Origin of the sequence: Streptomyces sp. VRA16 Mangrove soil, from assembly GCF_017377775.1 — a bacterium.
Taxonomy (GTDB): domain Bacteria; phylum Actinomycetota; class Actinomycetes; order Streptomycetales; family Streptomycetaceae; genus Streptomyces.
This window is the reverse complement of record NZ_JAFVLN010000004.1, coordinates 1-24,086: the sequence shown is the minus strand read 5'-3', so window position 1 is coordinate 24,086 and position 24,086 is coordinate 1. Positions and strand designations below refer to the sequence as shown.

At 72.7% G+C, this 24,086-nt stretch carries 24 protein-coding genes; 15 read left to right on the top strand and 9 right to left on the bottom strand.

The annotated features are described in order from the left end of the window. Positions 1-5: 5 nt before the first annotated feature. The 5 genes from J3486_RS12430 to J3486_RS12410 are packed head-to-tail and all read left to right on the top strand — an operon-like array spanning position 6 to position 4,315. Positions 6-1,367, top strand: coding sequence for an L-fuconate dehydratase (locus J3486_RS12430; protein WP_207820324.1), 1,362 nt, complete (start codon positions 6-8; stop codon positions 1,365-1,367). Next, complete coding sequence (locus tag J3486_RS12425) at positions 1,364-2,119, top strand: SDR family NAD(P)-dependent oxidoreductase (protein ID WP_207820323.1); 756 nt, start codon at positions 1,364-1,366, stop codon at positions 2,117-2,119. The genes J3486_RS12430 and J3486_RS12425 overlap by 4 nt, the downstream gene beginning before the upstream one ends. A 5-nt stretch (positions 2,120-2,124) precedes the next feature. Then, positions 2,125-3,147 carry an aldo/keto reductase gene (locus J3486_RS12420; RefSeq protein WP_207820322.1) on the top strand — a complete coding sequence of 341 codons (1,023 nt, stop codon included), beginning with the start codon at positions 2,125-2,127 and terminating at the stop codon, positions 3,145-3,147. Further along, on the top strand, positions 3,144-3,458 hold the full coding sequence (locus J3486_RS12415; RefSeq protein WP_207820321.1) for an L-rhamnose mutarotase: 315 nt from the start codon (positions 3,144-3,146) through the stop codon (positions 3,456-3,458). Before J3486_RS12420 ends, J3486_RS12415 begins: the two co-directional genes overlap by 4 nt. Further along, entirely contained in the window at positions 3,455-4,315 is an 861-nt protein-coding gene (locus tag J3486_RS12410; RefSeq protein WP_307804787.1) for an amidohydrolase family protein, read from the top strand. Before J3486_RS12415 ends, J3486_RS12410 begins: the two co-directional genes overlap by 4 nt. On the opposite strand, the gene J3486_RS12405 is transcribed toward J3486_RS12410, so the two are convergent. Beyond that, positions 4,276-5,682 carry a lipase maturation factor family protein gene (locus J3486_RS12405; RefSeq protein ID WP_207820320.1) on the bottom strand — a complete coding sequence of 469 codons (1,407 nt, stop codon included), beginning with the start codon at positions 5,680-5,682 and terminating at the stop codon, positions 4,276-4,278. The two genes, J3486_RS12410 and J3486_RS12405, sit on opposite strands and share 40 nt — an antisense overlap. Positions 5,683-5,788: 106 nt before the next feature. On the opposite strand from J3486_RS12405, the gene J3486_RS12400 reads away from it, so the two are divergent. The 3 genes from J3486_RS12400 to J3486_RS12390 are packed head-to-tail and all read left to right on the top strand — an operon-like array spanning position 5,789 to position 10,063. Then, positions 5,789-7,024 carry a DUF6777 domain-containing protein gene (locus J3486_RS12400; RefSeq protein WP_207820319.1) on the top strand — a complete coding sequence of 412 codons (1,236 nt, stop codon included), beginning with the start codon at positions 5,789-5,791 and terminating at the stop codon, positions 7,022-7,024. Between the two features lie 47 nt (positions 7,025-7,071). Further along, positions 7,072-9,186, top strand: coding sequence for a SpoIIE family protein phosphatase (locus tag J3486_RS12395; protein ID WP_207820318.1), 2,115 nt, complete (start codon positions 7,072-7,074; stop codon positions 9,184-9,186). A 16-nt stretch (positions 9,187-9,202) separates the two neighbouring features. Next, positions 9,203-10,063 carry an Fpg/Nei family DNA glycosylase gene (locus J3486_RS12390; RefSeq protein ID WP_207820317.1) on the top strand — a complete coding sequence of 287 codons (861 nt, stop codon included), beginning with the start codon at positions 9,203-9,205 and terminating at the stop codon, positions 10,061-10,063. Positions 10,064-10,070: 7 nt separating this feature from the next. Here the strand turns inward: J3486_RS12390 and J3486_RS12385 are convergent, their stop codons facing one another. Beyond that, positions 10,071-10,736, bottom strand: a complete 666-nt coding sequence (locus J3486_RS12385) for a zf-HC2 domain-containing protein (RefSeq protein WP_207820316.1) — start codon at positions 10,734-10,736, stop codon at positions 10,071-10,073. 79 nt (positions 10,737-10,815) lie between these two features. Here J3486_RS12385 and J3486_RS12380 point away from each other — a divergent pair, with 79 nt between their 5' ends. The 4 genes from J3486_RS12380 to J3486_RS12365 all read left to right on the top strand — a co-directional run bounded on the left by J3486_RS12380 (position 10,816) and on the right by J3486_RS12365 (position 15,126). Beyond that, entirely contained in the window at positions 10,816-11,565 is a 750-nt protein-coding gene (locus J3486_RS12380; RefSeq protein WP_207820315.1) for a LytTR family DNA-binding domain-containing protein, read from the top strand. Between the two features lie 68 nt (positions 11,566-11,633). Continuing rightward, the gene (locus J3486_RS12375; RefSeq protein ID WP_207820767.1) at positions 11,634-11,996 is read left to right on the top strand and encodes a hypothetical protein; all 363 of its coding nucleotides are present in this window, start codon (positions 11,634-11,636) and stop codon (positions 11,994-11,996) included. Next, positions 11,993-13,930 carry a cation acetate symporter gene (locus J3486_RS12370; protein ID WP_307804786.1) on the top strand — a complete coding sequence of 646 codons (1,938 nt, stop codon included), beginning with the start codon at positions 11,993-11,995 and terminating at the stop codon, positions 13,928-13,930. Before J3486_RS12375 ends, J3486_RS12370 begins: the two co-directional genes overlap by 4 nt. Then, on the top strand, positions 13,927-15,126 hold the full coding sequence (locus J3486_RS12365; protein WP_207820314.1) for a sensor histidine kinase: 1,200 nt from the start codon (positions 13,927-13,929) through the stop codon (positions 15,124-15,126). The genes J3486_RS12370 and J3486_RS12365 overlap by 4 nt, the downstream gene beginning before the upstream one ends. A gap of 24 nt (positions 15,127-15,150) precedes the next feature. Here the strand turns inward: J3486_RS12365 and J3486_RS12360 are convergent, their stop codons facing one another. Together J3486_RS12360 and J3486_RS12355 are read right to left on the bottom strand one after the other, a co-directional pair. Then, entirely contained in the window at positions 15,151-15,654 is a 504-nt protein-coding gene (locus J3486_RS12360; protein WP_207820313.1) for a hypothetical protein, read from the bottom strand. 144 nt (positions 15,655-15,798) lie between these two features. Further along, positions 15,799-16,335 carry a sigma-70 family RNA polymerase sigma factor gene (locus J3486_RS12355; protein WP_207820312.1) on the bottom strand — a complete coding sequence of 179 codons (537 nt, stop codon included), beginning with the start codon at positions 16,333-16,335 and terminating at the stop codon, positions 15,799-15,801. A gap of 273 nt (positions 16,336-16,608) precedes the next feature. On the opposite strand from J3486_RS12355, the gene J3486_RS12350 reads away from it, so the two are divergent. After that, entirely contained in the window at positions 16,609-17,799 is a 1,191-nt protein-coding gene (locus tag J3486_RS12350) for a CapA family protein (RefSeq protein WP_207820311.1), read from the top strand. 115 nt (positions 17,800-17,914) lie between these two features. Here J3486_RS12350 and J3486_RS12345 read toward each other — a convergent pair whose 3' ends face one another. Continuing rightward, entirely contained in the window at positions 17,915-19,165 is a 1,251-nt protein-coding gene (locus tag J3486_RS12345; RefSeq protein WP_374194716.1) for an MFS transporter, read from the bottom strand. Between the two features lie 154 nt (positions 19,166-19,319). Beyond that, positions 19,320-19,781: a universal stress protein gene (locus J3486_RS12340; RefSeq protein WP_207820310.1), complete on the bottom strand. Its 462-nt coding sequence runs from the start codon at positions 19,779-19,781 to the stop codon at positions 19,320-19,322. A 145-nt stretch (positions 19,782-19,926) separates the two neighbouring features. Between J3486_RS12340 and J3486_RS12335 the strand changes: the two genes are divergently transcribed. Continuing rightward, on the top strand, positions 19,927-20,781 hold the full coding sequence (locus J3486_RS12335) for a polysaccharide deacetylase family protein (protein ID WP_207820309.1): 855 nt from the start codon (positions 19,927-19,929) through the stop codon (positions 20,779-20,781). A 34-nt stretch (positions 20,782-20,815) separates the two neighbouring features. Here J3486_RS12335 and J3486_RS12330 read toward each other — a convergent pair whose 3' ends face one another. Continuing rightward, positions 20,816-21,475 carry a class F sortase gene (locus tag J3486_RS12330; RefSeq protein WP_207820308.1) on the bottom strand — a complete coding sequence of 220 codons (660 nt, stop codon included), beginning with the start codon at positions 21,473-21,475 and terminating at the stop codon, positions 20,816-20,818. A 349-nt stretch (positions 21,476-21,824) separates the two neighbouring features. Here J3486_RS12330 and J3486_RS12325 point away from each other — a divergent pair, with 349 nt between their 5' ends. Beyond that, a complete protein-coding gene (locus J3486_RS12325) occupies positions 21,825-22,316 on the top strand; it encodes a hypothetical protein (protein WP_207820307.1) in 492 nt (163 codons plus the stop codon). A gap of 115 nt (positions 22,317-22,431) precedes the next feature. Here the strand turns inward: J3486_RS12325 and J3486_RS12320 are convergent, their stop codons facing one another. Together J3486_RS12320 and J3486_RS12315 are read right to left on the bottom strand one after the other, a co-directional pair. Beyond that, a complete protein-coding gene (locus tag J3486_RS12320; RefSeq protein ID WP_207820306.1) occupies positions 22,432-22,956 on the bottom strand; it encodes a hypothetical protein in 525 nt (174 codons plus the stop codon). A 183-nt stretch (positions 22,957-23,139) separates the two neighbouring features. Next, the gene (locus J3486_RS12315; RefSeq protein ID WP_207820305.1) at positions 23,140-23,901 is read right to left on the bottom strand and encodes a DUF4239 domain-containing protein; all 762 of its coding nucleotides are present in this window, start codon (positions 23,899-23,901) and stop codon (positions 23,140-23,142) included. Positions 23,902-24,086 lie beyond the last annotated feature (185 nt).

The window sequence follows — 24,086 nt, the reverse complement described above, 5'->3', positions numbered from 1 at the left end:
ATCCCGTGCCCCCAACCACCACCCCCCGCGTCACCGCGGTCGACACCTACGACATCCGGTTCCCGACCTCCAGGGAACTGGACGGCTCCGACGCCATGAACCCCGACCCCGACTACTCCGCCGCCTACGTCGTGCTGCGCACCGACGCCGGTGACGGGCACGAGGGGCACGGCTTCACGTTCACCATCGGCCGCGGCAACGACGTCCAGGTCGCTGCGATCAACGCCCTGCGCCACCATGTCGTCGGCCGCCCGGTGGAGGAGCTGTGCGCCGACCCGGGCAGCATCAACCGCGACCTCATCGGGGACAGCCAACTGCGCTGGCTGGGGCCCGAGAAGGGCGTGATGCACATGGCGATCGGCGCGGTCGTCAACGCGGTGTGGGACCTGGCGGCCAAGCGGGCCGAGAAGCCGCTGTGGCGGCTGCTCGCCGAGGCGGACCCCGAGTGGCTCGTCTCCCAGATCGACTTCCGTTACATCGCGGACGCCCTCACCCCCGAACGCGCCCTGGAACTCCTGCGGTCGGGCAGGCAGGGCGCCGCCGAGCGCACCGCGACCCTCCTCGACCGCGGCTACCCGGGCTACACCACCTCGCCCGGCTGGCTCGGCTACAGCGACGAGAAGCTCAGCCGGCTCGCCCGGGAGGCCGTCGCCGACGGCTTCACCCAGATCAAGCTGAAGGTCGGCGCCGACCTCGACGACGACATCCGCCGCTGCCGCACCGCCCGCGAGGTCATCGGCCCCGACATCCGGATGGCCATCGACGCCAACCAGCGCTGGAACGTCGACGAGGCGATCCGCTGGACCCGCGCCCTCGCCGACTTCGACCCGTACTGGGTGGAGGAGCCGACCAGCCCCGACGACGTCCTCGGGCACGCCGCGATCCGCGAGGCCGTCGGCCCCGTCAAGGTCGCCACCGGCGAACACGTCCAGAACCGCATCGTGTTCAAGCAGCTCCTCCAGGCCGGCGCCATCGACATCCTGCAGATCGACGCCGCCCGCGTCGGCGGCGTCAACGAGAACCTCGCCATCCTGCTGCTCGCCGCCGAGTTCGGCGTCCCCGTCTGCCCGCACGCGGGCGGCGTCGGCCTGTGCGAACTCGTCCAGCACCTCTCGATGTTCGACTACGTCGCCGTCACCGGGACCACCGAGAACCGCGTCATCGAGTACGTCGACCATCTCCACGGCCACTTCACCGACCCGGTCGTCCTGCGCGACGGCCATTACGCCGCGCCCACCGCCCCCGGCTTCTCCGCCACCATGCGGCCGGAGTCCATCGCCGAATTCACCTTCCCCGACGGCGAGTTCTGGGTGAAGGACCGGGCAGGGCAGCAGCACACCCCGCACACGAACGGAGCAGCGGCATGACCGACTTCCAGGGACTCAAGGCCCTCGTCACCGGCGGCGCCTCCGGCCTCGGCCGCGCCACCGCCGACCTCCTCGCCGCCCGCGGCGCCGACGTCGCCGTCCTGGACCGGGACATCAGCGCCGTGGAGAAGCCGCTGCGCGGTTACGCCGCCGACGTCACCGACGACGAGACCGTACGGGCCGCCGTCACCGCGGCCGTCGCCGACCTCGGCGGCCTCGACATCCTCGTCAACAACGCGGGGATCGGCGCCCAGGGCACCGTCGCCGACAACGACGACGCCGAATGGCACCGCGTCCTCGACGTCAACGTCCTCGGCATGGTGCGCGTCTCCCGCGCCGCCCTGCCCGCGCTCCGGGACTCGGCGCACGCCGCGATCGTCAACACCTGCTCCATCGCCGCCACCGCGGGCCTGCCGCAGCGCGCGCTGTACTCCGCGTCCAAGGGCGCCGTGTACTCCCTCACGCTCGCCATGGCCGCCGACCACATACGCGAGGGCATCCGCGTCAACTGCGTGAACCCCGGCACCGCGGACACCCCCTGGATCGGCCGGCTCCTCGACAACGCCGACGACCCGGCCGCCGAGCGCGCCGCCCTCGAAGCCCGCCAGCCCACCGGACGCCTCGTCAGCGCCGACGAGGTCGCGGGCGCCGTCGCCTACCTGGCGAGCCCGCTCTCCGGCGCCACCACCGGCACCTCCCTCGCCGTCGACGGCGGCATGCAGGGCCTGCGCCTGCGCCCCGCGGGACAGTGACCCCGATGCGCACCCGCACCCTGGGCCGCACCGACGTCCCCGTCACCGCACTGGGCTTCGGCGCCGCCGTCATAGGCAATCTGTTCACCCCGGTCCGCGACGACGAGGCGTACGCCGCGCTCGACACCGCCTGGGACGCCGGGATCCGGTACTTCGACACCGCCCCGCACTACGGCGTCGGCGTGTCCGAGCGCCGCGTCGGCGAGTTCCTGCGGACCCGGCCCACGGGCTCGTACACCCTGTCCACCAAGGTCGGCCGGCTCCTGGAACCGGCCGACGACGGGGGCGCCGGCGGCGCCGGGGGAGACGACAGCGCCCACGGCTTCGCGACGCCCGCCACGCACCGCCGCGTCTGGGACTTCAGCGCGGCGGGCGTGCGCCGCTCGATCGAGGACAGCCTCGGACGGCTCGGCCTGGACCGGATCGACGTGGTCTACCTGCACGATCCCGACGACCACGCCGAGCAGGCCTTCGGCGAGGCGTACCCGGAGCTGGAGCGGCTGCGCGCCGAAGGCGTGGTCGGCGCGATCGGCGCGGGCATGAACCAGGCCGGGATGCTGACCCGCTTCGTGCGCGACACCGACGTCGACGTCGTGCTCTGCGCCGGCCGCTACAGCCTCCTCGACCAGCGGGCGCTGTCCCGGCTGCTGCCCGCCGCCACCGAACGCGGTGTCTCCGTGATCGTCGGCGGTGTCTTCAACTCGGGCCTGCTGGCCGACCCGAAGCAGGGCGCCACCTTCGACTACGGTCGCGCCGCGCCCGCCCTCGTCGAGCGCGCCCTGAAGTGGCAGGCGCTGGCCGAGCGCCACGGCACCACGCTGCGGGCTGCCGCCCTCGCCTTCCCCGGCGGGCACCCGGCCGTCACCGGCGTCCTCGTCGGCACCCGCAGCGCGGCCGAAGTCAGCGACACCGTCGCGCAGTTCACCGCCGAGGTGCCCGCCGCGTTGTGGCAGGAGGCCCGCGACAAGAACCTCCTGGCCGCCGACGTCCCGACCCCCGGAACCCGTGAAGAGGAGCCGTCCGCGTGAGAGTCGCCCTGCACACCAAGGTCCGCGCCGACCGCATAGAGGAGTACGAGGCCGCCCACCGCGAGGTCCCCGGCGAACTCGTCGCCGCCATCCGGGCGGCGGGCGCCAAAGAGTGGACGATCTGGCGCAGCGGCACCGACCTGTTCCACGTCCTGGACTGCGAGGACTACGCACGCCTGCTCGCCGAACTCGACCGGCTGCCCGTCAACATCGCCTGGCAGGCCCGGATGGCCGAACTCCTCGACGTCGTCCACGACTACACCGCCGAGGGCGCGGACGCCGGCCTCCCCGTGGTCTGGGAGCTGCCGTGACGGGCGTCATCGACGCCCACCACCACGTGTGGGACCTCGCGGTGCGCGACCAGGACTGGATCACCGGACCCGAACTCGCGCCCATCCGGCGGGACTTCGCGCTCGACGACCTGCTCCCGCAGGCGCGCGCCGCCGGCGTGACCGGCACCGTGCTCGTGCAGACGGTGCCGGTCGCCGAGGAGACCCCCGAGTTCCTGGCGCTCGCCGACCGCAGCGACCTCGTCGCCGCCGTCGTCGGCTGGGTGGACCTGGCCCGCCCCGACGTCGCCGACGAACTGGCCCGGCTGCGCGAACTCCCGGGCGGACACCACCTGGTGGCCGTCCGCCACCCGGTGCAGGGGGAGTCCGACCCTGACTGGCTGCTCCGCCCCGACGTACGGCGCGGCCTCGCCGCGGTCGCCGACGCCGGGCTGGTCTATGACCTCCTGGTCCAGGCCCACCAGATGCCCGCCTGCGTCAAGGTCGCCGCCGCCCACCCCGAACTCACCTTCGTCCTTGACCACTTGGGGAAGCCGGAGATCGCGGCCGGGCGGCTCGACCCGTGGCGCGCCGAGCTCCGCGCCCTCGCCGCGCTGCCCAACACCGTCTGCAAACTCTCCGGGATGGTGACCGAGGCCGACTGGTCCACCTGGACCGTCGACGCCCTCCGCCCCTACGCCGACACGGCCCTTGGCGCGTTCGGCACCGAGCGCGTGATGTTCGGCTCGGACTGGCCGGTGTGCACCCTCGCGGCGACCTACGCCCAAGTCGTCGACGCCGCAATGGAGCTGGTCGGCGGCAGGGACGAGGACGTCTTCTCCGGCACGGCCCGCCGGACCTACCTCAGCCGGGTCGGCGGCAGGAACTCCCGCACATAGGTCCGCTCCCACCACGCCCCCGACGCCCGCCGCTCGCCCCACGTCGTGTACCGGTAGCGGAACACCCGGGCCCGTACGTACACGGGCGGCGCGTCGGGGAACGGGCAGTGCCGCAGCAGCCGCAGCGTGTCCCGGTCGCCTTCGAGCAAGCGCTCCACGAACGGCTCGAACCAGGAGCGGGCGTACGCGGGCGACAGCGCGGCGAACCACATCATCCAGTCGAGCCGCAGATGGTACGGGGCGAACTGCCGCGGCATCCGGCGCGGATCACCCGGCTTGCCCCGGAACTCGTAGGCCCGCCAGTCGGATCCGTGCCGTGGCACCGGATCCGCCGTGCCCTCGATCACGATCTCCTGCCGGACGCGGCCGACCGTGCCGAACGCCCCGTACGTGTTCACCAGGTGCAGCGCGTCGTACGACCGGTTCATGGACTGGCGCCGGGAGAGCAGATTGCGCACCGGGCGCAGACTCAGCACCGCGACGACCCCGAGCAGGGCCAGGACGAGGACCGCGTACCAGAGCGGGGGCGACGGCAGATCCGGTGGAGTGCGCAGGGCGGAGAGATCCAGGACCGAGGTCGCGAGGACGACCGTCAGCCAGTTCAGCCAGGCGAAGTTCCCGGACAGGATCAGCCACAGCTGCGTGACGGTCATGACGGCAGCCGCGACGCTCGCGTACGGCTGCGGCGTGAACAGGAGGAAGGGGACCACGAGCTGGGTGACGTGGTTCGCCGCCGCCTCCACCCGGTGCAGGGGGCCCGGCAGATGGTGGAAGAACCAGCTCAGCGGGCCCGGCATCGGCTGTGTCTCGTGGTGGAAGGAGAGACAGGTCAGCCGGCGCCAGCAGGCGTCCCCGCGCATCTTGATCAGCCCCGCCCCGAACTCCAGGCGGAACAGCACCCAGCGCAGCAGGAACAGGACCACGACCGGCGGCGCCACCTCGTCGTTCCCCAGGAACACGGCCAGGAAGCCGACCTCCAGGAGCAGCGACTCCCAGCCGAAGCCGTACCAGGTCTGGCCGACGTTCACGATCGACAGGTACAGCACCCAGGGCACCAGCCACAGAGCCATCGCGCCCCACAGCGGCAGCAGCCCGTCGGCGCCGGCGAGCAGCGCCGCCGCGACCGCCGCACCGGTCCAGGCGCACCCGGCGAAGATCCGGTCCGAGTAGCGCAGCCGGAAGAGCGTCGGCGCCCGCCGCCACGGCACCCGCGCCAGGAAGGCCGGCACCGGCAGCATCCCGCGCTCCCCGATCAACGCCCGGAACTGGAGCGCCGCCCCGGTGAACGCGACGAGGTACACCGTCGCGAGACCCCGCTGGAACACCAGGCGGCTCAGCCAGTGGTCGGACGCAGAGAACCAGTCCACACCTCCAGTGTGTGCCCCCTTTCCCGGCAAGGTCACGACTTGCAGGCCATGCGCACCCGGTCCAGACAATAAGGATATATCGCTGGTGCACAGGTGGGAGAGTCGCGTGCGCGCACGGAACAGGACCAGAACCTTCGTCACGGCCCTCGGGGCATCCGCGGCCCTGCTGCTCGCCGGATGCTCCGGGGACGGGGACAAGAGCGCGGCCGACGGCAAGGGCGAGCTGTTCATGCAGCCCGTCGCCGCACAGGGCCCCGACCCGTTCACCGACTCCACCGCCACGTCCGACGCGAGCCCCCCGCCCGTCACCCGAACGCCGCAACCGTCACCGACCGGCAGCCCCTCCGCCACCCAGCAGGGCGTGCGGGAGATATCCGGCGCCACCCCGGGCCTGTACGGCGGCACCCACGCCCTGGGCAGCTGCGACGTCGAACAGCAGATCCGCTTCCTCACCGCCGACCGGGCCAAGGCCGGCGCGTTCGCCGGCGCCTCCGGGATCTCCAGCGCCGACATCCCGAGCTTCCTGCGCGGGCTCACCCCCGTCGTGCTGCGCGCCGACACCCGCGTGACCAACCACGGCTACCGCGACGGCAGCGCCACCACGTTCCAGTCGGTCCTTCAGGCGGGCACCGCCGTCCTCGTCGACGGACACGGCGTGCCGCGCGTCCGCTGCGCCTGCGGCAACCCGCTCAAGTCGCCCGTCGCCCTCCAGGGCACGCCGAACCGGCAGGGCCAGGCCTGGAGCGGCTACGAGCCGACGCGGGTCGTCGTCGTGACCCCGGCGCCGAAGATCATCCAGAGCATCACCATCATCAACATCGTCAACAACACCTGGATCGAGCGGAAGATCGGCGACGACGGCGACCACGACCGCGTGGTCCCGCCGCCCACGCCGACCCCCACCCCGAGCCCGACGACACCGACCCCCTCGCCGAGCACCACCTCACCGAGCTCCGGTGACGCGACGAGCCCCAGCACCTCCAGCTCCGCCTGCCCCACCGTCACCGCCACGGCGACCGACGGCACCGGCAGCCCGTCCCCGTCCCCGTCCCCCTGGCCGTCCGGCTGCCCCTCACCGACCCCGGCGTCGACACAGCCCTCCACCCCCGACACGACCACCTCCACGGACGTGCCCGGCAGTGACGCGGCGACCAGCGACACCCCCGGCACCGACCAGCCCTCCGACACCCCCTCGGACACCGGGGACACGTTCGGCAGCGGCGACACCGGTGCCACGGACCAGGACACCGGGCCCGACGCGGTCCCCGACACCCCCGACCAGCCGGACAGCGGCGGCCTGATCCCGGACGCCACCGACAGCACCGACGGCACCACGCCGTGACCGGGCGCAGACATGCGGCCTCCCGGACCTGCGCATAGCGTGGCCGTATGGACGCGGGCAGCGGGGGCGGCGAGGAGCCCGGGAGCTCCCCGGGCGGGGAGCGCCCGGAGGACGACTCGCCGCGCGGATTCCTGGAGGCGTACGGGCGCGGGCTGCGCATGGGCAGCTTCGACTGGGACCTCGACAGCGGGCTCATGCACATGGACCGCAACGCCCACGACGTGTTCGACATCCGGCCCGAGGAGTACGACGAGAACCCCGAGACCCTCGGCATGCGCGTCCCGCCCGGCGAGGGCGGCCGCCTCGACGCCCTCGTCTCGCAGGCCCTGAAGAACGGCGACGAGAACTACGGCGCGTACTTCCGCATCCGCACCCGCGACGGCGAGCTGCGCTGGACCCACACCCGCGGCTACATCCGGCGCGACGCGGACGGCCGCCCGCGCCGCATCGTCGGCATCGTCCGCGACGCCACCGACGAACTCAACGACGCCACCGTGCAGCACGAGCGCGCCGCCCGCGAGGCCGTCCGGCGGCGCGAGACGAGCGTCGTGCAGAGCACCACCGCCGCCCTCGCGCACGCCCGCACCGTCAGCGAGGTCATCGACGTGCTGCGCGAGACCCACGGCGTGGAGCACCTGGGCGCGACCAGCTTCGTCATGGGTCTGGTCAGGGCGGGCCGGATCCATCTCGTCGCCGAGGGCCCCAGCGGCAGCTTCGTGCCGGGCACCCACGTCACCCGCGTCGACGACCCGTACCCGATGGGCGAGGTCGTGCGCACCCTCAAGCCCCGCTTCATCGAGTCGCCGGAGGACTTCGCGACCTCGTACCCCGAGCTGTGGCCGCACATCACCCACCTCGGGATCCGCTCCGCCGCCTATCTGCCGCTCATCGCCCAGGCCCGGCCGATCGGCGCCGTCGGCCTGCTCTACCACGACCGCAAGGGCTTCACCCAGTCCGAGCGCAACGTCCTCGTCGCCCTCGGCAGCAGCATCGCGCAGAGCCTGCAGCGCGCCATGTTCTACGAGCAGGAGAAGGACCTCGCGCAAGGGCTGCAGCAGGCGATGCTGCCGCGGTCCATCCCGAGCGTGCCCGGCGCCGACATCGCCGTCCGCTACCGCGCTGCCACCGGTCAGTCCCTCGGCCGGGACATCGGCGGCGACTGGTACGACGTGATACCCCTGCCCGGCGGCCGTGTCGGCGCCGTCATCGGCGACGTCCAGGGCCACGACACGCACGCCGCCGCCGTCATGGGACAGCTGCGCATCGTGCTGCGCGCCTACGCCGCCGAGGGCCACACCCCGGCGACCGTCATGGCCCGCGCCTCCGTCTTCCTCCACGAACTCGACACCGAACGCTTCGCGACCTGCCTGTACGCGGAGGCCGACCTGTCCACCGGCGTCGTGCAGCTCGTCCGCGCCGGACACCTGGACCCCTTCCTGCGCCGCATCGACGGCATGTGCCGCCGCCTGCCCGTCCAGGGCGGCCTGCCGCTCGGCCTCTCCGCCGAGTTCGGCCGCCTCGAATACCCGGTCACCACCGTCGAACTCGACCCGGGGGAGACCCTGTTGCTGTGCACCGACGGCCTCGTCGAACAGCCCGGCACCGACCTCGACGACGGCCTGCAGGCCCTCGCCACCCTGGTCGGGAACGGCCCCGACGACATCGACGAACTCGCCGACCGGCTCACCGCCAGCGTCGGCGCGCGCGGCGGCGAGGACGACGTCGCGCTCCTGCTGCTGCGCCGCCGCGGCGCGGGCCCCGCCCAGAGCGGCGGCCGGCTCACCGAGCACGTGCCGCCCGGCGACCCCGACGCCCTCGCCGACGCCCGGCACATGATCCGCGCCGCCGTGCGCGCCTGGGGCGCAGGGGACCGCGCCGACGAGATCGAGCTCGTCGCCGACGAACTCGTCACCAACGCCCTGATGCACACCGACGGACCGGCCATCGTCACCCTGCGCGTCCTGACCGGCCCCGGCCGAAGACTCAGGGTCGACGTGGAGGACACCTCCAGCGCCCTGCCGCGCCGCCGCGAGGCCGGCGACGACGGCGTCTCGGGGCGCGGCCTCCTCCTCGTCGACCAACTCGCCGACGTGTGGGGTGTGGAGGCACGCGGCGGAGGAAAGTGCGTGTGGTGCGAGTTCATCGTGCCTGACCGCGACTGAGCGGAGGAGCCCCCGCATGCCGGAACTGCCCGAGGTCGAAGCCCTCAAGGACTTCCTCGCCGAGCACCTGCTCGGCCACGAGATCGTGCGCGTCCTGCCCGTCGCGATCAGCGTCCTGAAGACGTACGACCCCCAGGTCACCGCCCTCGAAGGGCGCACCGTCACCGGCGTGGCCCGGCACGGGAAGTTCCTCGACATCGACGCCGACGGACTGCACCTCGTCACCCACCTGGCCCGGGCGGGCTGGCTCCGGTGGAAGGACCCGCTGCCCTCGGGACCGCCCAAGCCCGGCAAGGGCCCGCTCGCCCTGCGCGTCGCCCTCGAAACGGGCGAGGGCTTCGACCTCACCGAGGCGGGCACCACCAAGAAGCTCGCCGTGTACGTGGTCCAGGACCCGTCCGCCGTACCGGGTATCGCCCGCCTCGGCCCCGACCCGCTCGCCGACACCTTCGACGAGAAGGCGTTCGCCGCCCTCCTCGACGGCGAACGCCGCCGGATCAAGGGGGCGTTGAGGGACCAGAAGCTGATCGCCGGGATCGGGAACGCCTACAGCGACGAAGTGCTCCACGCCGCGCGCATGTCCCCGTTCAAACTCGCGTCGACCCTCACCCCCGACGACGTGCACACCCTCTACGAGGCGATGCGCACCACCTTCACCGAAGCCGTCGAGCGCTCGCGCGGTCTCGCCGCCGGACGGCTCAAGGCCGAGAAGAAGAGCGGTCTGCGCGTGCACGGGCGCGCCGGTGAGCCGTGCCCGGTGTGCGGCGACACGATCCGCGAAGTCAGCTTCAGCGACAGCTCGTTGCAGTACTGCCCGACCTGTCAGACCGGCGGCAGACCGCTCGCCGACCGCAGGATGTCACGGCTGCTGAAATGACGGCCCATCAGGAGGGCGGCGGCACCGGCAGCGACAGCAGCCGGCCGCCACCGATGGCCCGCACCTCGAACCGCGCGATGTCGTCCGGCTGTTGAGCGGTCCCGCCCGCCACCTCCGCACGGTCCGGACCGTCGCCGTCCACGGCCCAGCTCGCCACCGTCTGCTCCTTGCCGTCCCGCCCCACCGCGACCAGCTCGCACTGCCGGGGCCCGCCCGGATCCCGTACGTCCAGGGCGATCTGGCTGCCCCAGCCGCGCTCGTCGGCCGTGAGCGTGGCCGCCACCCCCGATCCCGGGTCCCGCCCGTGCAGCGCGAGCCCGGCCGGCTCCGTGGACGGCCGCAGCAGCGAGGTCCCCGCACCGGCCGCCGTCACCAGCAGCGCGAGGACGGCGACCACCGACCACAGCCGCCTGCGCGCCCTGCGGTGCAGCCGGCCGAGCCGGTCCACGGCCCGCTCCACCAGCGTCGGCGCCGGCCGCACACACCACTCCACACACGGCGGCGTCGCCCGCGCGTACATCGCCAACAGGCCCGTCGTGGGCCGCATCTCACCCACGTACGCCGCGCACGCGACGCACTCCACCAGGTGGTCCTCGAAGCGGAACCGATCCGCCGGGTCGAGGACCCCCAGGGCGTAGGCGCCGGCGTCGCGATGCCGTTCCAGGGACCTCATGCGTTCCTCCTGCTCTCGACCACCGGTACGCACGGGGCAGCCGATTCATTCAAGCGACCGCGCGATTACACTCCGCCGCATGTTGCGCGTACTGGCCGTCGACGACGAGGAACCCGCCCTCGCCGAACTCCTGTACCTCCTGCGCTCCGACCCCCGCGTGCGCAGCGCGGAGGGCGCGACGGACGCCACCGAGGCGCTGCGCCGCATCGGCCGCGCCCTGGAGGAGGGCCCCGGCGGCGACGGCGCGGTCGACGTGCTCTTCCTCGACATCCAGATGGCGGGCCTGACCGGCCTGGACGTGGCACGCCTGCTCGCCGGGTTCGCCCGGCCGCCGCTGGTCGTCTTCGTCACCGCCCACGAGGACTTCGCCGTGCAGGCCTTCGAGCTCAAGGCCGTCGACTACCTCCTCAAGCCGGTCCGCCGCGAACGCCTCGCCGAGGCCGTGCGGCGCGTCGCCGAACGCGTCTCGCTCGCTCCGCCCCCGGCCACCGTCGCCGACCGCATACCCGTCGAACTCGGCGGCGTCACCCGGATGCTGGCGGTCTCCGACATCACGTACGCCGAGGCGCAGGGCGACTACGCCCGGCTGCACACCACCGACGGCACCAGCCACCTCGTCCGCATCCCGCTCGCCACCCTGGAGGAGCGCTGGCAGGCCCTCGGCTTCGTCCGCGTCCACCGCAGTCACCTCGTCGCCCTGCACCGCATCGACGAACTCCGCCTCGACGGCGGCGGCATGACCGTGCGCGTCGGCAGCGCCCGGATCCCCGTCAGCCGCCGCCACACCGGCCGGGTGCGCGAGCTGCTGATGCGTCGGGGCGGCGGCTGACCAGCCCCTTCCGTACGACCGTGGCAGCCGCCTACACTCCGCCCGTGTCCGAACCCAGGCGACAGGTGGTGACCGGCGAGCCGCGCACCGTGCACGGCGCCGCGGGTCCGCCCGGCCTGCGCACCCAGTCGGAGATCGACGAACAGACGACGCTCGGCGCCGCGTACGTCCGCTCCCTCATGCGCAGCCAACTGCGCGCCGGGATCGCCGCGTTCGTCGTCCTCGCCGCCCCCGTCGCGATCCTGCCGCTCTTCTTCGGCGCCCTGCGCAACGCCGCGGTGGAATGGCTCGTCCTCGGCTTCGGCTGCTACCCGTTCCTCGTCCTCATCGCCTGGTGGTACGTGCGCAGGGCCGAGCGCAACGAACGCGACTTCGCCGCCCTCGTCCGCGGCCGCGACCCGCACGACCCCGACGGCGCAGGGGCGCCGTGAACGAGGCGTACGCGATCCCCGCGGTGGCCGTCGTCGTCCTCGCCACCGTCCTCATCGGCGGCTTCGGCCTGCGCATCTCCCGCACCACGTCCGACTTCTACGTGGCCTCGCGCACCGTGGGGCCCCGCCTCAACGCGGCCGCGATCAGCGGCGAATACCTGTCGGCGGCGTCCTTCCTCGGCGTCGCCGGGCTGCTCCTCGTGCACGGCCCCGACATGCTCTGGTACCCCGTCGGCTACACGGCGGGCTATCTGGTCCTGCTCGTCTTCGTCGCGGCCCCGCTGCGCCGCTCGGGCGCGTACACGCTTCCGGACTTCGCCGAGGGCCGCCTGGAGTCGCGCCAGGTGCGGCGCGTGGTCAGCATGTTCGTGGTCGGCGCGGGCTGGCTCTATCTGGTGCCCCAACTCCAGGGCGCCGGGCTGACGTTGCAGATCCTCACCGGGGCGCCCCGATGGTTCGGCGCGGCGCTGGTGGCGGCCGTCGTGGTGGTGGCGGTCGCGGCGGGCGGCATGCGCTCCATCACCTTCGTGCAGGCCTTCCAGTACTGGCTGAAGCTGACGGCGCTCCTGATCCCCGCCTTCTTCCTCCTCCTGGCCTGGCGCGGCCAGGGCGCCACGCCGCCGAGCGTCTTCGCGACGGACCTGCCGACGGCCGGCGCGGGCTCCGGTCAGCCCCTCGCCACCAGCCGCGCCGACCACCCGCTCTACGCCACGTACGGACTGATCGTCGCGACGTTCCTCGGCACCATGGGCCTGCCGCACGTCGTCGTCCGCTTCTACACGAGCCCGCACGGCGGCGCGGCCCGCCGCACGACGGTGGTGGTTCTGGCCCTGATCGGCACCTTCTACCTCCTCCCTCCCCTGTACGGCTGGCTCGGCCGCCTCTACGTCCCCGAACTCACCGGCGCCCACGACGCGGACGCCACCGTGCTCCTGCTGCCCGGACGGGTCGTGGGCGGTGTCGCGGGCGACCTGTTGGGCGCGCTGGTGGCGGGCGGCGCGTTCGCGGCGTTCCTGTCCACGGCGTCGGGCCTGACGATGGCCGTCGCCGGGGTCGTCAGCCAGGACGTGCTGCCGACCCGCGGCGTGCGCCACTTCCGCCTGGGCGTGGTGGTGGCCATGGCGGTGGCCCTCGGCGGGGCCCTCCTCGTCGACGGCGTCCCGGTCGCGGACGCGGTGGGCATGGCCTTCGCGGTGTCGGCCTCCTCCTTCTGCCCGCTCCTGGTCCTCGGCATCTGGTGGCGCCGCCTCACCCCGCCCGGCGCCCTCGCGGGCCTCTTCCTGGGCGGCGGCTCGGCCCTGCTGGCAGTGACCCTGACGGTCGCGGGCGCGGCGACCTCCGGCTGGCTCCACACCCTGCTGGCCTGGCCGGCGGTGTGGTCGGTCCCGGTCGGCTTCCTGGCGATGATCCTGGTCTCCCTGGCCACACCGCACGCGATTCCCCCGCACACCACAGCAACCATGACCCGCCTCCACCTCCCGGAAACCCTCAAATCCCTGACCCGGCCGAGTACCCCAAAGGGGCGCGGACAACGGCGCGAGCAACCCACCACGGCGGATGCCCGCGAGTCGACACGCGCCCCTATGGCGCGTGGGCGTGAGGGGCGCGGGGAACGGCGCGAGCAACCCACCACGACGGATGGCCGCGAGTCGACGCGCACCCCTATGGCGCGTGGGCGTGAGGGGCGCGGGGAACGGCGCGAGCAACCCACCACGACGGATGGCCGCGAGTCGACGCGCACCCCTATGGCGCGTGGGCGTGAGGGGTGCGGGGGACAGCGTGAGCAACCCACCACGGCGGATGCCCGCGAGTCGACGCGCACCCCGACGGCGCGTGGGCCTCAGGGGCGCGGGGAACGGCGCGAGCAACCACCGGCCACCGGTACCCGCAGCACGACACCCTCACCCCCCACGGCGAGAGGCGACCACGAGTGACAGCCACCGGCACCGTCACGGCCGTCCTCCTCGCCCTCTGCCCCCTCCTCCTCGGCGCAGGATTCCTCCTGGGACGCCGCACGGCCCACCCCACGGGCCGCAGCGACGTGGGCACCCCGGTGGAGCGCGCCACCTTCGAGACCCTCCACACGGCCTCGCTCGCCGCCCCGGCGCTGCGCGCCGGCCTCACCGAGGACTCCGCCCGCAAATCGGCCCGCCGCCTGCGCAGCCTCCTCGGCACCGAAGCCCTCGCCCTGACCAACCGCTCCACGGTCCTGGCCTGGGACGGCACGGCCGAACACCCGCACACCGATCACGTCATGGCCCAGCTCGACCCCCTGCTGAAAACCGCCCGCACCGTCGCCTTCGCCTGCGGCTGCGACACGGTCGACTGCCCGCTGCGCTGGGCGGTCGCCGCCCCCGTCGTGGCCGACGGCCGGGTCCGCGGCGCCGTCGTCGCCTACGCGCCCCGCGAGTCCGCCGTCCTGGCCCGCGCCACCGACGAAGTCGCCCGCTGGGTCTCGGTCCAGCTCGAACTGGCCGAACTCGACAGCTCCCGCACCCGCCTCATCGAGGCCGAGATCCGGGCCCTGCGCGCCCAGATCTCACCCCACTTCATCTTCAACTCCCTCGCGGCGATCGCGTCGTTCGTCCGCACCGACCCCGAGCGCGCCCGCGAACTCCTTCTGGAATTCGCCGACTTCACCCGATACTCGTTCCGCCAGCACGGCGAGTTCACCACCCTGGCCGACGAACTCCACTCCATCGACCAGTACTTGGCCCTGGTGCGGGCCCGATTCGGCGACCGCCTCACCGTCACCCTGCAGATCGCCCCCGAGGTCCTCCCGGTCACGCTTCCGTTCCTGTGCCTGCAACCGCTCGTCGAGAACGCCGTCAAACACGGCCTGGAGGGCACCGTCACCCGCAGTCGCATCTCCATCGGCGCGACGGATGCGGGCGCCGAGGCGGAGGTCGTCATCGAGGACGACGGCGTCGGCATGGACCCGGAGAAGCTGCGCGCCATCCTGCGCGGCGAGGGCGACCGCTCGACCGGCATCGGCCTGTCGAACGTGGACGAACGCCTGCGCCAGGTCTTCGGGGACGCGTACGGCCTGGTCATCGAGACGGGGCCGGGCGCCGGCACCAGGATCACGATCCGTATCCCCAAGTACCGGGCCGGCGTCTACGCCCCCTGAGCGGGCGCGGGCCGGTACGGACGATCAGAACAGATGGATCGCCAAGTGCCCGAGCGGAAGCCCGAGTTGCCAGGCCGGCGTCCACACCTGCGGCCCGTCCTCCTCGTCCGGCACCGGCACGGCGTCGAGGTCCGGAGCGAGCAGCTCGGTCTCCTCCAGCCATCTCCAGGCCGCCGTCGCGAGCTCCAGATCCGGCGAACGCCGCCCCGCGCCGCGCGCCCGCGCCTCCCGCTCCGCGAGCCGGGCCCGCACCCACGACTGCCACGGCTGGTCGTAGGCGGTCAACGACGACCAGGTCTCCAGCTGCGACACCACCCGGATCCCGGACAGTTCGTCACCCGAGTCGGACAGGAAGATCGTCAGGGCGAGTGCGTCGCGCCCCGCCCGGAACTCGAAGGACGTGGGCGGCATCAGATCCCCGGTCCGCAGCAGCTCGTCCGCGATGTACTCGGCGTACAACCACGCCATGGGGACGGCGAGTTCACCGTCGGCGGCGCCTGACAGGCCGCCCTCGTTACCGTGCAACATCCCTTCCTGCCTTCCTCCGGTCCGTGCTTCGCCGGCCCCCGGGTCCCACCCGTCCAACTCGCCGGGGAGGACAGCGGATTACTCAACCGAGGAAAGGGCGTCGCGAGCAAGGCGCTTTGCCAATGCTTGACCCAGTGTCCGGTTTCAGCGCAGGTCAGAGGTGTATCCCGGCAACGCTCTGCGCAACGCCCGCAACGCGTAGTACGCACGGGACTTAACGGTACCCGGGGGAATGCCGAGCGCTCGTGCGGCCTCCGCCACACTCGCACCCTTGAAGTAGACCTCCAGGAGCACGGCCCGGTGTTCGGGGGTGAGCGTCGCCACCGCTTCGCGCACGTCGAGCGCGGCGGCGGACCGCTCGGCGTGGTCGGCGCACACACGGGCGTTCTCGAGAACCGCGTCACCGACCTCCGCCGGGCGGGCGAGCCGGGCCCGCCGGGCGTCGATGGCGAGCCGGCGGCCGACCGTGAACAGCCACGGCCGCACCGACTCGTACTCCGCGTCGAGCGCCTCCGGGTGCTGCCACGCCCGCACGTACGTCTCCTGGACCAGGTCCTCCGCCCGCTGCCGGTCCCCGTCGCACAACCGCAGCAGGAACGAGAAGAGCGGCCCGCCGTGCTCCCGCTGAACCTGGGCGAGGTCGTCCTCCGTGGTGGTGGGTGGTGTGAGCGCCGTCGTCATGCGCGTATGGCAACGCACGCCCCGTCGTCCGCCCAGGGGACACGCGCGGTTGTGCGGCGGACGGTCGAAGCCGTCGACGAGCGGTGCGGTGAACGGGCCGAGCGGCGCAGCGAGGTGACGCCATCTCAGGGACGCGCCCGGTATGGGGACTTGACTCTCCCTTGTCATCGCACATGGATACGTATCGCGAAAATCACCCCGATAATGCGCGGATCGTGCCGTACCCGAGGCAGCCGCCCCGCCGCTGAGCCTTAACCCAAGGGAGCCCCGCCGATGACCCGAAGCCCGCGCCGCAGGACCCGGCAGGGAGCCACGGCTCTCGCGGCCGCTCTCGTCGCCCTGGGGGCGGTGTCCTGCACCGGACCCGGCGGCCCGCCCGAGCGCGCCCCGGCGGCGCCCGTGTCGCCCTCCGCGGCGTCCGGCGCGGGCGCGGCGCCGCGCGGCTTCACGCTCGTCGCGTCCGGCGACGTCCTGCCGCACACCTCGATCATCGCCCGCGCCAACGAGGACGCGGACGGCGACGGCTACGACTTCCGGCCCATGCTCGCGGGCGTCAGGACGGTCGTCTCCCGGGCCGATCTCGCGATCTGCCACATGGAGACGGTGTACGGCGCGCAGGGGGACTACAGCGGCTACCCGGACTTCAAGTCCCCGCCCCAGGTGGCCGCCGCGCTCCGGGCCACCGGCTACGACTCCTGCTCGACCGCCTCGAACCACACCCTCGACGACGGCACGGACGGGATCGCCCGCACCCTCGGCGCCCTCGACCGCGCGGGCGTGAAGCACGCCGGCTCGGCGCGCACCGCGAAGGAGGGCCGCAGCCCGGCGTGGCTGCGCGCGGGCGGCGCGAAGGTGGCCCAGCTCGCCTACACCTACGGCACGAACGGCTACCGGCTGCCGCGGGACAGGCCCTGGGCGGTCAACCTGATCGACCGTCGGCGCATCGTCAGGGACGCCCGCGCCGCCCGCCGGGCGGGGGCCGACGTGGTCGTGGTCTCGCTGCACTGGGGCACGGAGTGGCAGGACGAGCCCGACGCCCAACAGTTGCTCCTGGGCCGCCGATTGACGGCGTCCCGCACCAAGGGCCGACCCGACATCGACCTGATCCTCGGCACCCACGCGCACGTCCCGCAGGCGTACGAGAAGGTCAACGGGACCTGGATCGTCTATGGCATGGGCGACCAGATCGCGGGCGAGATGTTCAACCCCGAGGGCGACCAGGACGACCGCGGCAACATGAGCAGCATCGGCCGCTTCACGTTCGCCCCGCCCGCCCGCGCGGGGCAGCGGTGGCGGGTGACGAAGGCCGAGTTCCTGCCGCAGTTCTTCGACCTCGGCTCGGGCCGGGTCGTCGACGTCGACCGGGCCATCGCCCACGGCGCCGACCTGGAGGCCGTCCGCGACCGGATCCGCCGCGTCGTCCTGAGCCGCGGCGCGGCCCAGGACGGCCTCGTCATGCGCTGACCCGGCCCCGTGCGCCTGCTGCGCGCGGCCGGCCGGCCTGCCGCTTTGGTCGACCAGGGGTGACCGGGCTGCGGGCGCCCTGTGCGGCGAGCCGGACCGTATCCGATCGGGCGGCTCAGGCCTCCACGCGCCGCAAACCCCGTACGGCGGGAATCGCCAGCAACAGGGCGCAGGTGACGAGCGCCATCCCCGCGGACACCCCCAACAGCGGTACCGTGCCCAGGACGATCGCGAGCGGCCCGGCCAGCGCCTGCCCGACCGGCTTCATCACCAGTGAGCCGGCCGCGTCGTACGCGTGCACCCGGCCGAGCACGTCCTGCGGAACGTGCGTCTGCACGCTGGTGTGGAACATGACGATCCAGAACGCCATGCCCACCCCGCTCACCGCGTAGCAGCACGCGATGAGCGGCGCGGGAAGACCCAGAGCGACGCTCAGCGGCATGAGCGTCCAGAGGATCATGGCCAGGGCGCCGGCCCGGAGCGGGTACCGGGGGCGGAGCCGGATCGCGATGATGCCGCCCAGCACGCTCCCCGCCCCGAGGGCCGACATGACAAGGCCGAACGTCGACGCCCCGTGGTCCGTGACGAGCTTGCTGTATCCGAGGGTCTGGGCGGGACCGGCCCCGGCCAGCTGCCACAGCATGTAGACGACGATGACGCTCCACAGCCAGGTCCTGGCCCGGAACTCCCGCCACCCCTCGACGAGATCGGCCCGGAACGACGAGACCCCGTCCCGCCCGAACGGTCCCATCGGGATCGAGCGCAGGAGGAACAGGCAGATACCGCTGACCGCGTAGGTCAAGGCATCGAGAGCGATCACCGCCGCGGGGGAGGCGACCGCCAGCAGCAGACCGGCGAGCGACGGGCCGATCACGGTCGTGATGGACTCCGAGATGCGCAGGGTGGCGTTCGCTTTCAGCACGTCCCGGGCGATGCGCGGGGTGATGCTGGCGACTCCGGGCTGGAAGACCGCGCTGCCCGCCCCGACCAGGGCCAGCAGCACCAGGAGCTGCCACAGCTTCGGCGTACTCAGCAGGAAGAGCAGTGCCAGCACCGTCTGGAAGCACAGCCGGGCGGTGTCCGAGACGACCATCAGCCGCCGGGCGCCGTAGCGGTCGGACAGCACCCCGCCGAAGATGATCAGCGCCGCGAACGGGGCGATGAGCGCGGCGAGCGCATAGCCCACGCCGCTCGGCCCGTAGCCCGCACGGATCACGGCGGCCGTGATGGCGACGGGCAGCATCGCGTCGCCCAGCAAGGAGGTGGTGCGGGCGGCGAAGAACAGCCGGAAGTCCGCCGTCCACAGCGACGAGTCCGACGGGCCCTCCTTGACCTGCAGGTCATGGACCATGTCCGAGTCGTTCACTGCTCATCATCCCCATGTGTCCCGTGCGCACCGGTCAGGGGAGACACTCTCGCGCGCCGGGACGCGGGTCAACGGAGTATCGGGAAGAGGCCCGACACGCCTGCGCGGGCGCACCGTTCGCAGCCGCACGCCACCTCGCGCCGCCGGAGGGGTGTCAGGGCACGACGGTGACCGGCCAGCGGCCCGCCTTCACCAGACGGACGGCCACCGAGCCGATGATCCGGTGCCCGGCCTGCTCGGACGCGCCCACGACCACCGCGTCCGCCTTGAGTTCGTCGGCGGCGGTGACCAGGCCGTTGTAGGGGTCGCCGCGGAAGGTGTGGAACTCCCAGCGCACGTCGTATATGTCCTTGACCCGCTCGGTGGCCTCACGGATGTACTGGACCAGGCTCTCCGCGATCTCGTCGGTCGTCTCCGCCACGGGCACACCGAGAGCGGCACCGGCCGCCATCACGGGCTGCACGTAGACCACGGCGAGCAGGGCGCGCTGACGCCGGGCGAGGCCGCCCGCGTAGGCCGCGGCCCGGAACGACGAGTCGGAACCGTCGACACCGACGACGATCACCTTCGGGCCGTCCGTGCCGCGCTCGAACTGATGGGGCTGCTGTTCGGTCACGGCCAGAGGCTAACGGAAAGCGCTGGTAGGAGCAGCGGCGGGGCGGCCCACCGGTGGCCCAGGACCGCGGCTGAACGGGTGCTTTCGCGCGTCCCATCCGGTGGTGGTGTGCGGGCCGGCGCCGGCGCCGTGTGACGCATGAACCATGACCAACCATCAGACCCTGCCCGGACGACGGTCGTTGCTGCGCGGATTCACCGCCGTCGGCCTCGCCGCGCTCACCGGCTGCGCCGCCACCGACAGTCCGGGCACCCCTGAGACGGCGGACCCGAGCGCCGCGCCCGCCGCCGGTGGACCGCCCGCGGCCAGGCCCCTGAAACCCTCCGCGTACCGGCTCAGTCCGATCGCCGGATACGGTGCGCAGCGCGCCGCCCCGGTCCCCCTGAAGGCCCGTCACCGGCCCATCCTCAGCTGGGACTTCGCGCGCGGGGAGCGCGCCATGGTGCTCACCTTCGACGACGGCCCCGACCCCCGCTACACCCCCGACATCCTGCGCACCCTGCGCAGGCACGACGTACGGGCGATGTTCTTCGTCTGCGGCGAGATGGCCGTGGACAACAAGGACCTGCTGCGCGAGATGGCCGACGACGGGCACATCATCGGCAACCACACCTGGACGCACCCGCTGCTGACCCGGATGACGCGCGCGGGCATGCGGCCCGAGATCGAGCGCACCTCGCAGGTCGTGCAGGACACGGTCGGCGAGGCGCCCGCCTGGTTCCGGGCGCCCTACGGGGCGTGGAACCGTGCCGCGTTCCGGCTCGGCGCCGACCTCGGCATGGAACCGCTCGCCTGGACCGTCGACACCCTCGACTGGAACACCCCGGGCACCGGCACCATCGTCTCCCGGGTGCTGGGCGGCGCGGCGCCCGGCGTGATCGTCCTCAACCACGACGCCGGCGGCAACCGCTCGCAGAGCGTCGCCGCGCTGCGCGAATATCTGCCCGCGCTGCTCGACGACGGCTACCGCATCACGGTTCCGCGCCGGCGTCTCGTCTGACCCGTCCCGGCAGGGCGCCCGCCCCGGGCCGTGCTCAGCGCACGGACACCAGGCGGGCGAAGACCACGACATTTCCGTCGTAGCCGTGCTGCTTCGAGAATCCGCCGCCGCAGGTGATGACCCGCAACTCCGGGACGCCGGTGGAACCGTAGACCTTCTTGCCGGGGAAACTGGACTTCTCGAAGACATCGATCCCGTAGATCCGGAATACGGCCGTCTTTCCGTCCTTCCGCATCACCTCGACATGATTTCCCTTCTTCAGGGACCCCAGGCCGTAGAAGACCGCGGGGCCCTGCATGTTGTCGACGTGCCCCACGATGACGGCCGTGCCCTTCTCGCCGGGCGACACCGCGCCCGAGAACCAGCCCGCCAGATTCGGGTCCTGCGGCGGCGGGGCGTCCACCCAGCCCTCCGCGTCGAGGCCGACCGGCATCACCGGCGCGTCCACCTGGATCGCCGGGATCCGCACTCGGTCCACCAGCGAGAACGGCAGCGGATCAGGCGCTTTCGACGTCGCCCACACCGGCGTACGACTGTCCGCGGCGGCGGCCGAGGCGGGCTGTGGCGGACCGATGTCGAATTCCCCCGAACCATTGCGGATCAGGGCGAGACCGGTGAGCAGGACCAGCGCCATCACGCCCCACGGGGCGCGTTTTCTCGGCTGCTCCTCCTCTTCCAGCATTGCGTCGGACATTCGCTCATCCCCTCTGGAAACGGCGGCGAGACCGAATCCGTTTGCGCGTACCAGCACGCTAAGTCGGCCGCGCACACCCAGCGACGGGGCAAGGGCGAACGGGTGGCTCCGAAAGGGCGGTCCGGAATGCCGGTGAGCCATCCGAGTCGCCACCCTCAGGAATTTTCTGACGGTCCGTGACCTGCGGTGATATCCGCTCTCGCAGACTTCTTCCGGTGTGTCGGCTCACCAGGACGGCCGATTCCCGAAATGCGGGTGTGCGCACGGCATCTGAGGGTTCGTCTGGGAGGCGTTCTCGCCGAAATTCCCGGGGACCGTTCCCCGGGGACGCCTTCCGCGGAGGATTTCCATGCGTACCACCCGTGCCCTCGCGGTGTCCGCCGCCGCGTTCGCCGCCGTCGGACTCGCCGCCCCCGCAGCGTCGGCCTGGGACAACCCGACCAGCCTCTCCGTCTCGCCGAGCGTCATCCCGCGCGGCGGCCAGGTGACCGTGTCGGTCGACGGGACGAAGTGCCAGTCGGGCAGCACGGCGTCGTCCGACGCCTTCGGCACCGTCAACCTGACCGCGGTTCCGGGCGGCAGCCAGGCGACCGGGACGGCCACCGTCCACGACGACGCCTCCGTCGGCGCGCACGACGTCAGCGTCAACTGCCAGGGCGTGCCGCTGACGAGACCGGCCGCCTTCACCGTGATCCACGGCGGTGTCCGCGGTGGTCTCGGCGGGTCCACCGAGACCGGCGCCACCCCCACCGACATGGCGATCGGCGGGGCGCTCGTCGCCTCGGCGCTGATCGGCGGCGGCGTGTTCTGGATGCGCCGGCGCGCGGAGAACCGGGCCTAGTCCGGGTCGGCGCACGGCGGGCCCCGACCCCTTCGCGGGGCCCGCGCCGCACGTGAACGGGCCGGTGCCCCGAAGACGACGCTGTCTTCGGGGCACCGGCCCGGTCGGGTGTCGGTCAGGCGTCGTTCTCGCCGGTGCGGCGCCGCGAGAAGTAGTACGCGCCGCCCAGCGCACCCGCGATCAGCGCCCCGCCGAGGGCGATCTCCTGGAGGTCGAACCCGCCGAGACTGCCGCCGACACCGGCCTTCACACCGTGCGGCACCGGCGGCGGGGGCGTCGGATCGGTTCTGCCCGAGGCGATGGTCAGGTCGACGCTGCGGGACGGTCCGCCCGCGCAGGAGAACTTCACGGTGTACATGGCGCCTTGCTTGGCGTCCCAGTCGACCATGGCGCTCCGCTGGCCGCTGCCGCCGCCGATCGTGACCGAGTCGAAGATGCCGGCCGACACCGTGGTCTCGCCGCTGCAGCCGCTCGCGTACAGCGTCACCTGGCCGCCCGCGGCGATCGTCGTGGGAGAGACGCTCACCTGGAACGAGTCGTTCGAGTCCCCGGCCACCGCGGCCGTCGCGGACGGCGCGGCGGCGAGCGAGAGCAGAGTGAGACCGAGCGCGGCGGCGGAAGCGGTGCGTATCGCGATCATGTTGGAGTTCCTCCGGGTCCACGAGGAGCAGCTGCGGACCGGTTCCGCTGGCTAGGGACAGGCACCTCGCTGCCCGAAACGCTAGGGACACCTCCTGACGGGCGCGATCGGTGTCGTGCGAACGGGGCACAGCTGTGGGCCGGACAGGGGACACGACGGCCTGTCGGCTTTCCTTTGGCGGTCTCAGGCGGCTCCCGGGAAGAGCATCAGGAACGGCTCGGCCGTCGCCGCGATCCCACGGCTGTAGGGCGCGTCGAAGTCCCAGATCAGGAAGAGCAGGAAAGCGATCAGCGCGGAGAAGAGCCCGGCGAGGACCAGCTCGCGGGGCGTCCGGCGGATCTGCAGGGCGAAGATCATGCCGATGGTGACCAGGGCGCCGGCGATCAGACCGAACCAGACGACGCCGGGCATCGTCGCGCCGGTGGAGTCGGCGCGGGCGCCCCGGGCCGCGTCGGCGGCCGAGACCTGGTCGAGCAGCGGCTGATAGGCCTGCGCCTCGAAGTCGTTCTTCGGCTCGTAGTCGGTGACGTCCCGGCGGATCTTCCCGAAGAGCTCGTCCCCCTTGGTCGTCAGCTCGCCCTTGGTCCGCATCGAATGCCACTCGGTGGTCACGACGTGGCTGACATAGGTGTCGACATCCGCCCGGATCCGGGTGCGGACGGCGTCCGGGTAGACGCGGACGCGCTCATGGATCTCGTGCAGCGCCTGCGCCTCGTTCCTGACGTGGTCCTGGGCGGCGCTGCGGGCCTCCCAGACACCGGCGATGGCCAGACCCAGGACGATCGCGTACACCACGCCGATCATCATCGTCATGTACTCGATCACGTCCGGGGTCTCCGTCGGATCGTCGTCGTCGCCGATTCTGCGCTGTTGCAGCACCTGGACGATGAGCACGATGGCGCACACGGCGACCATGGCGAGAGCGAGAACAAGCCATTCCGACATCGATTACCTCCACGAAGGATCAGCGGGGGCGCAGTGCGGCGACCGCGAGCACCGCGGGCGCGGTGATGAGCAGGGTGAGAGTGACCAGGGACGGCCCGCCGCGCGGTGGCGCGCGGTGCGCCGTGGGGCGGTACGCCGGGTAGTGCACGGGCACCGGGGTGGGGGAGGGGCGCTGGGTGCGGGTG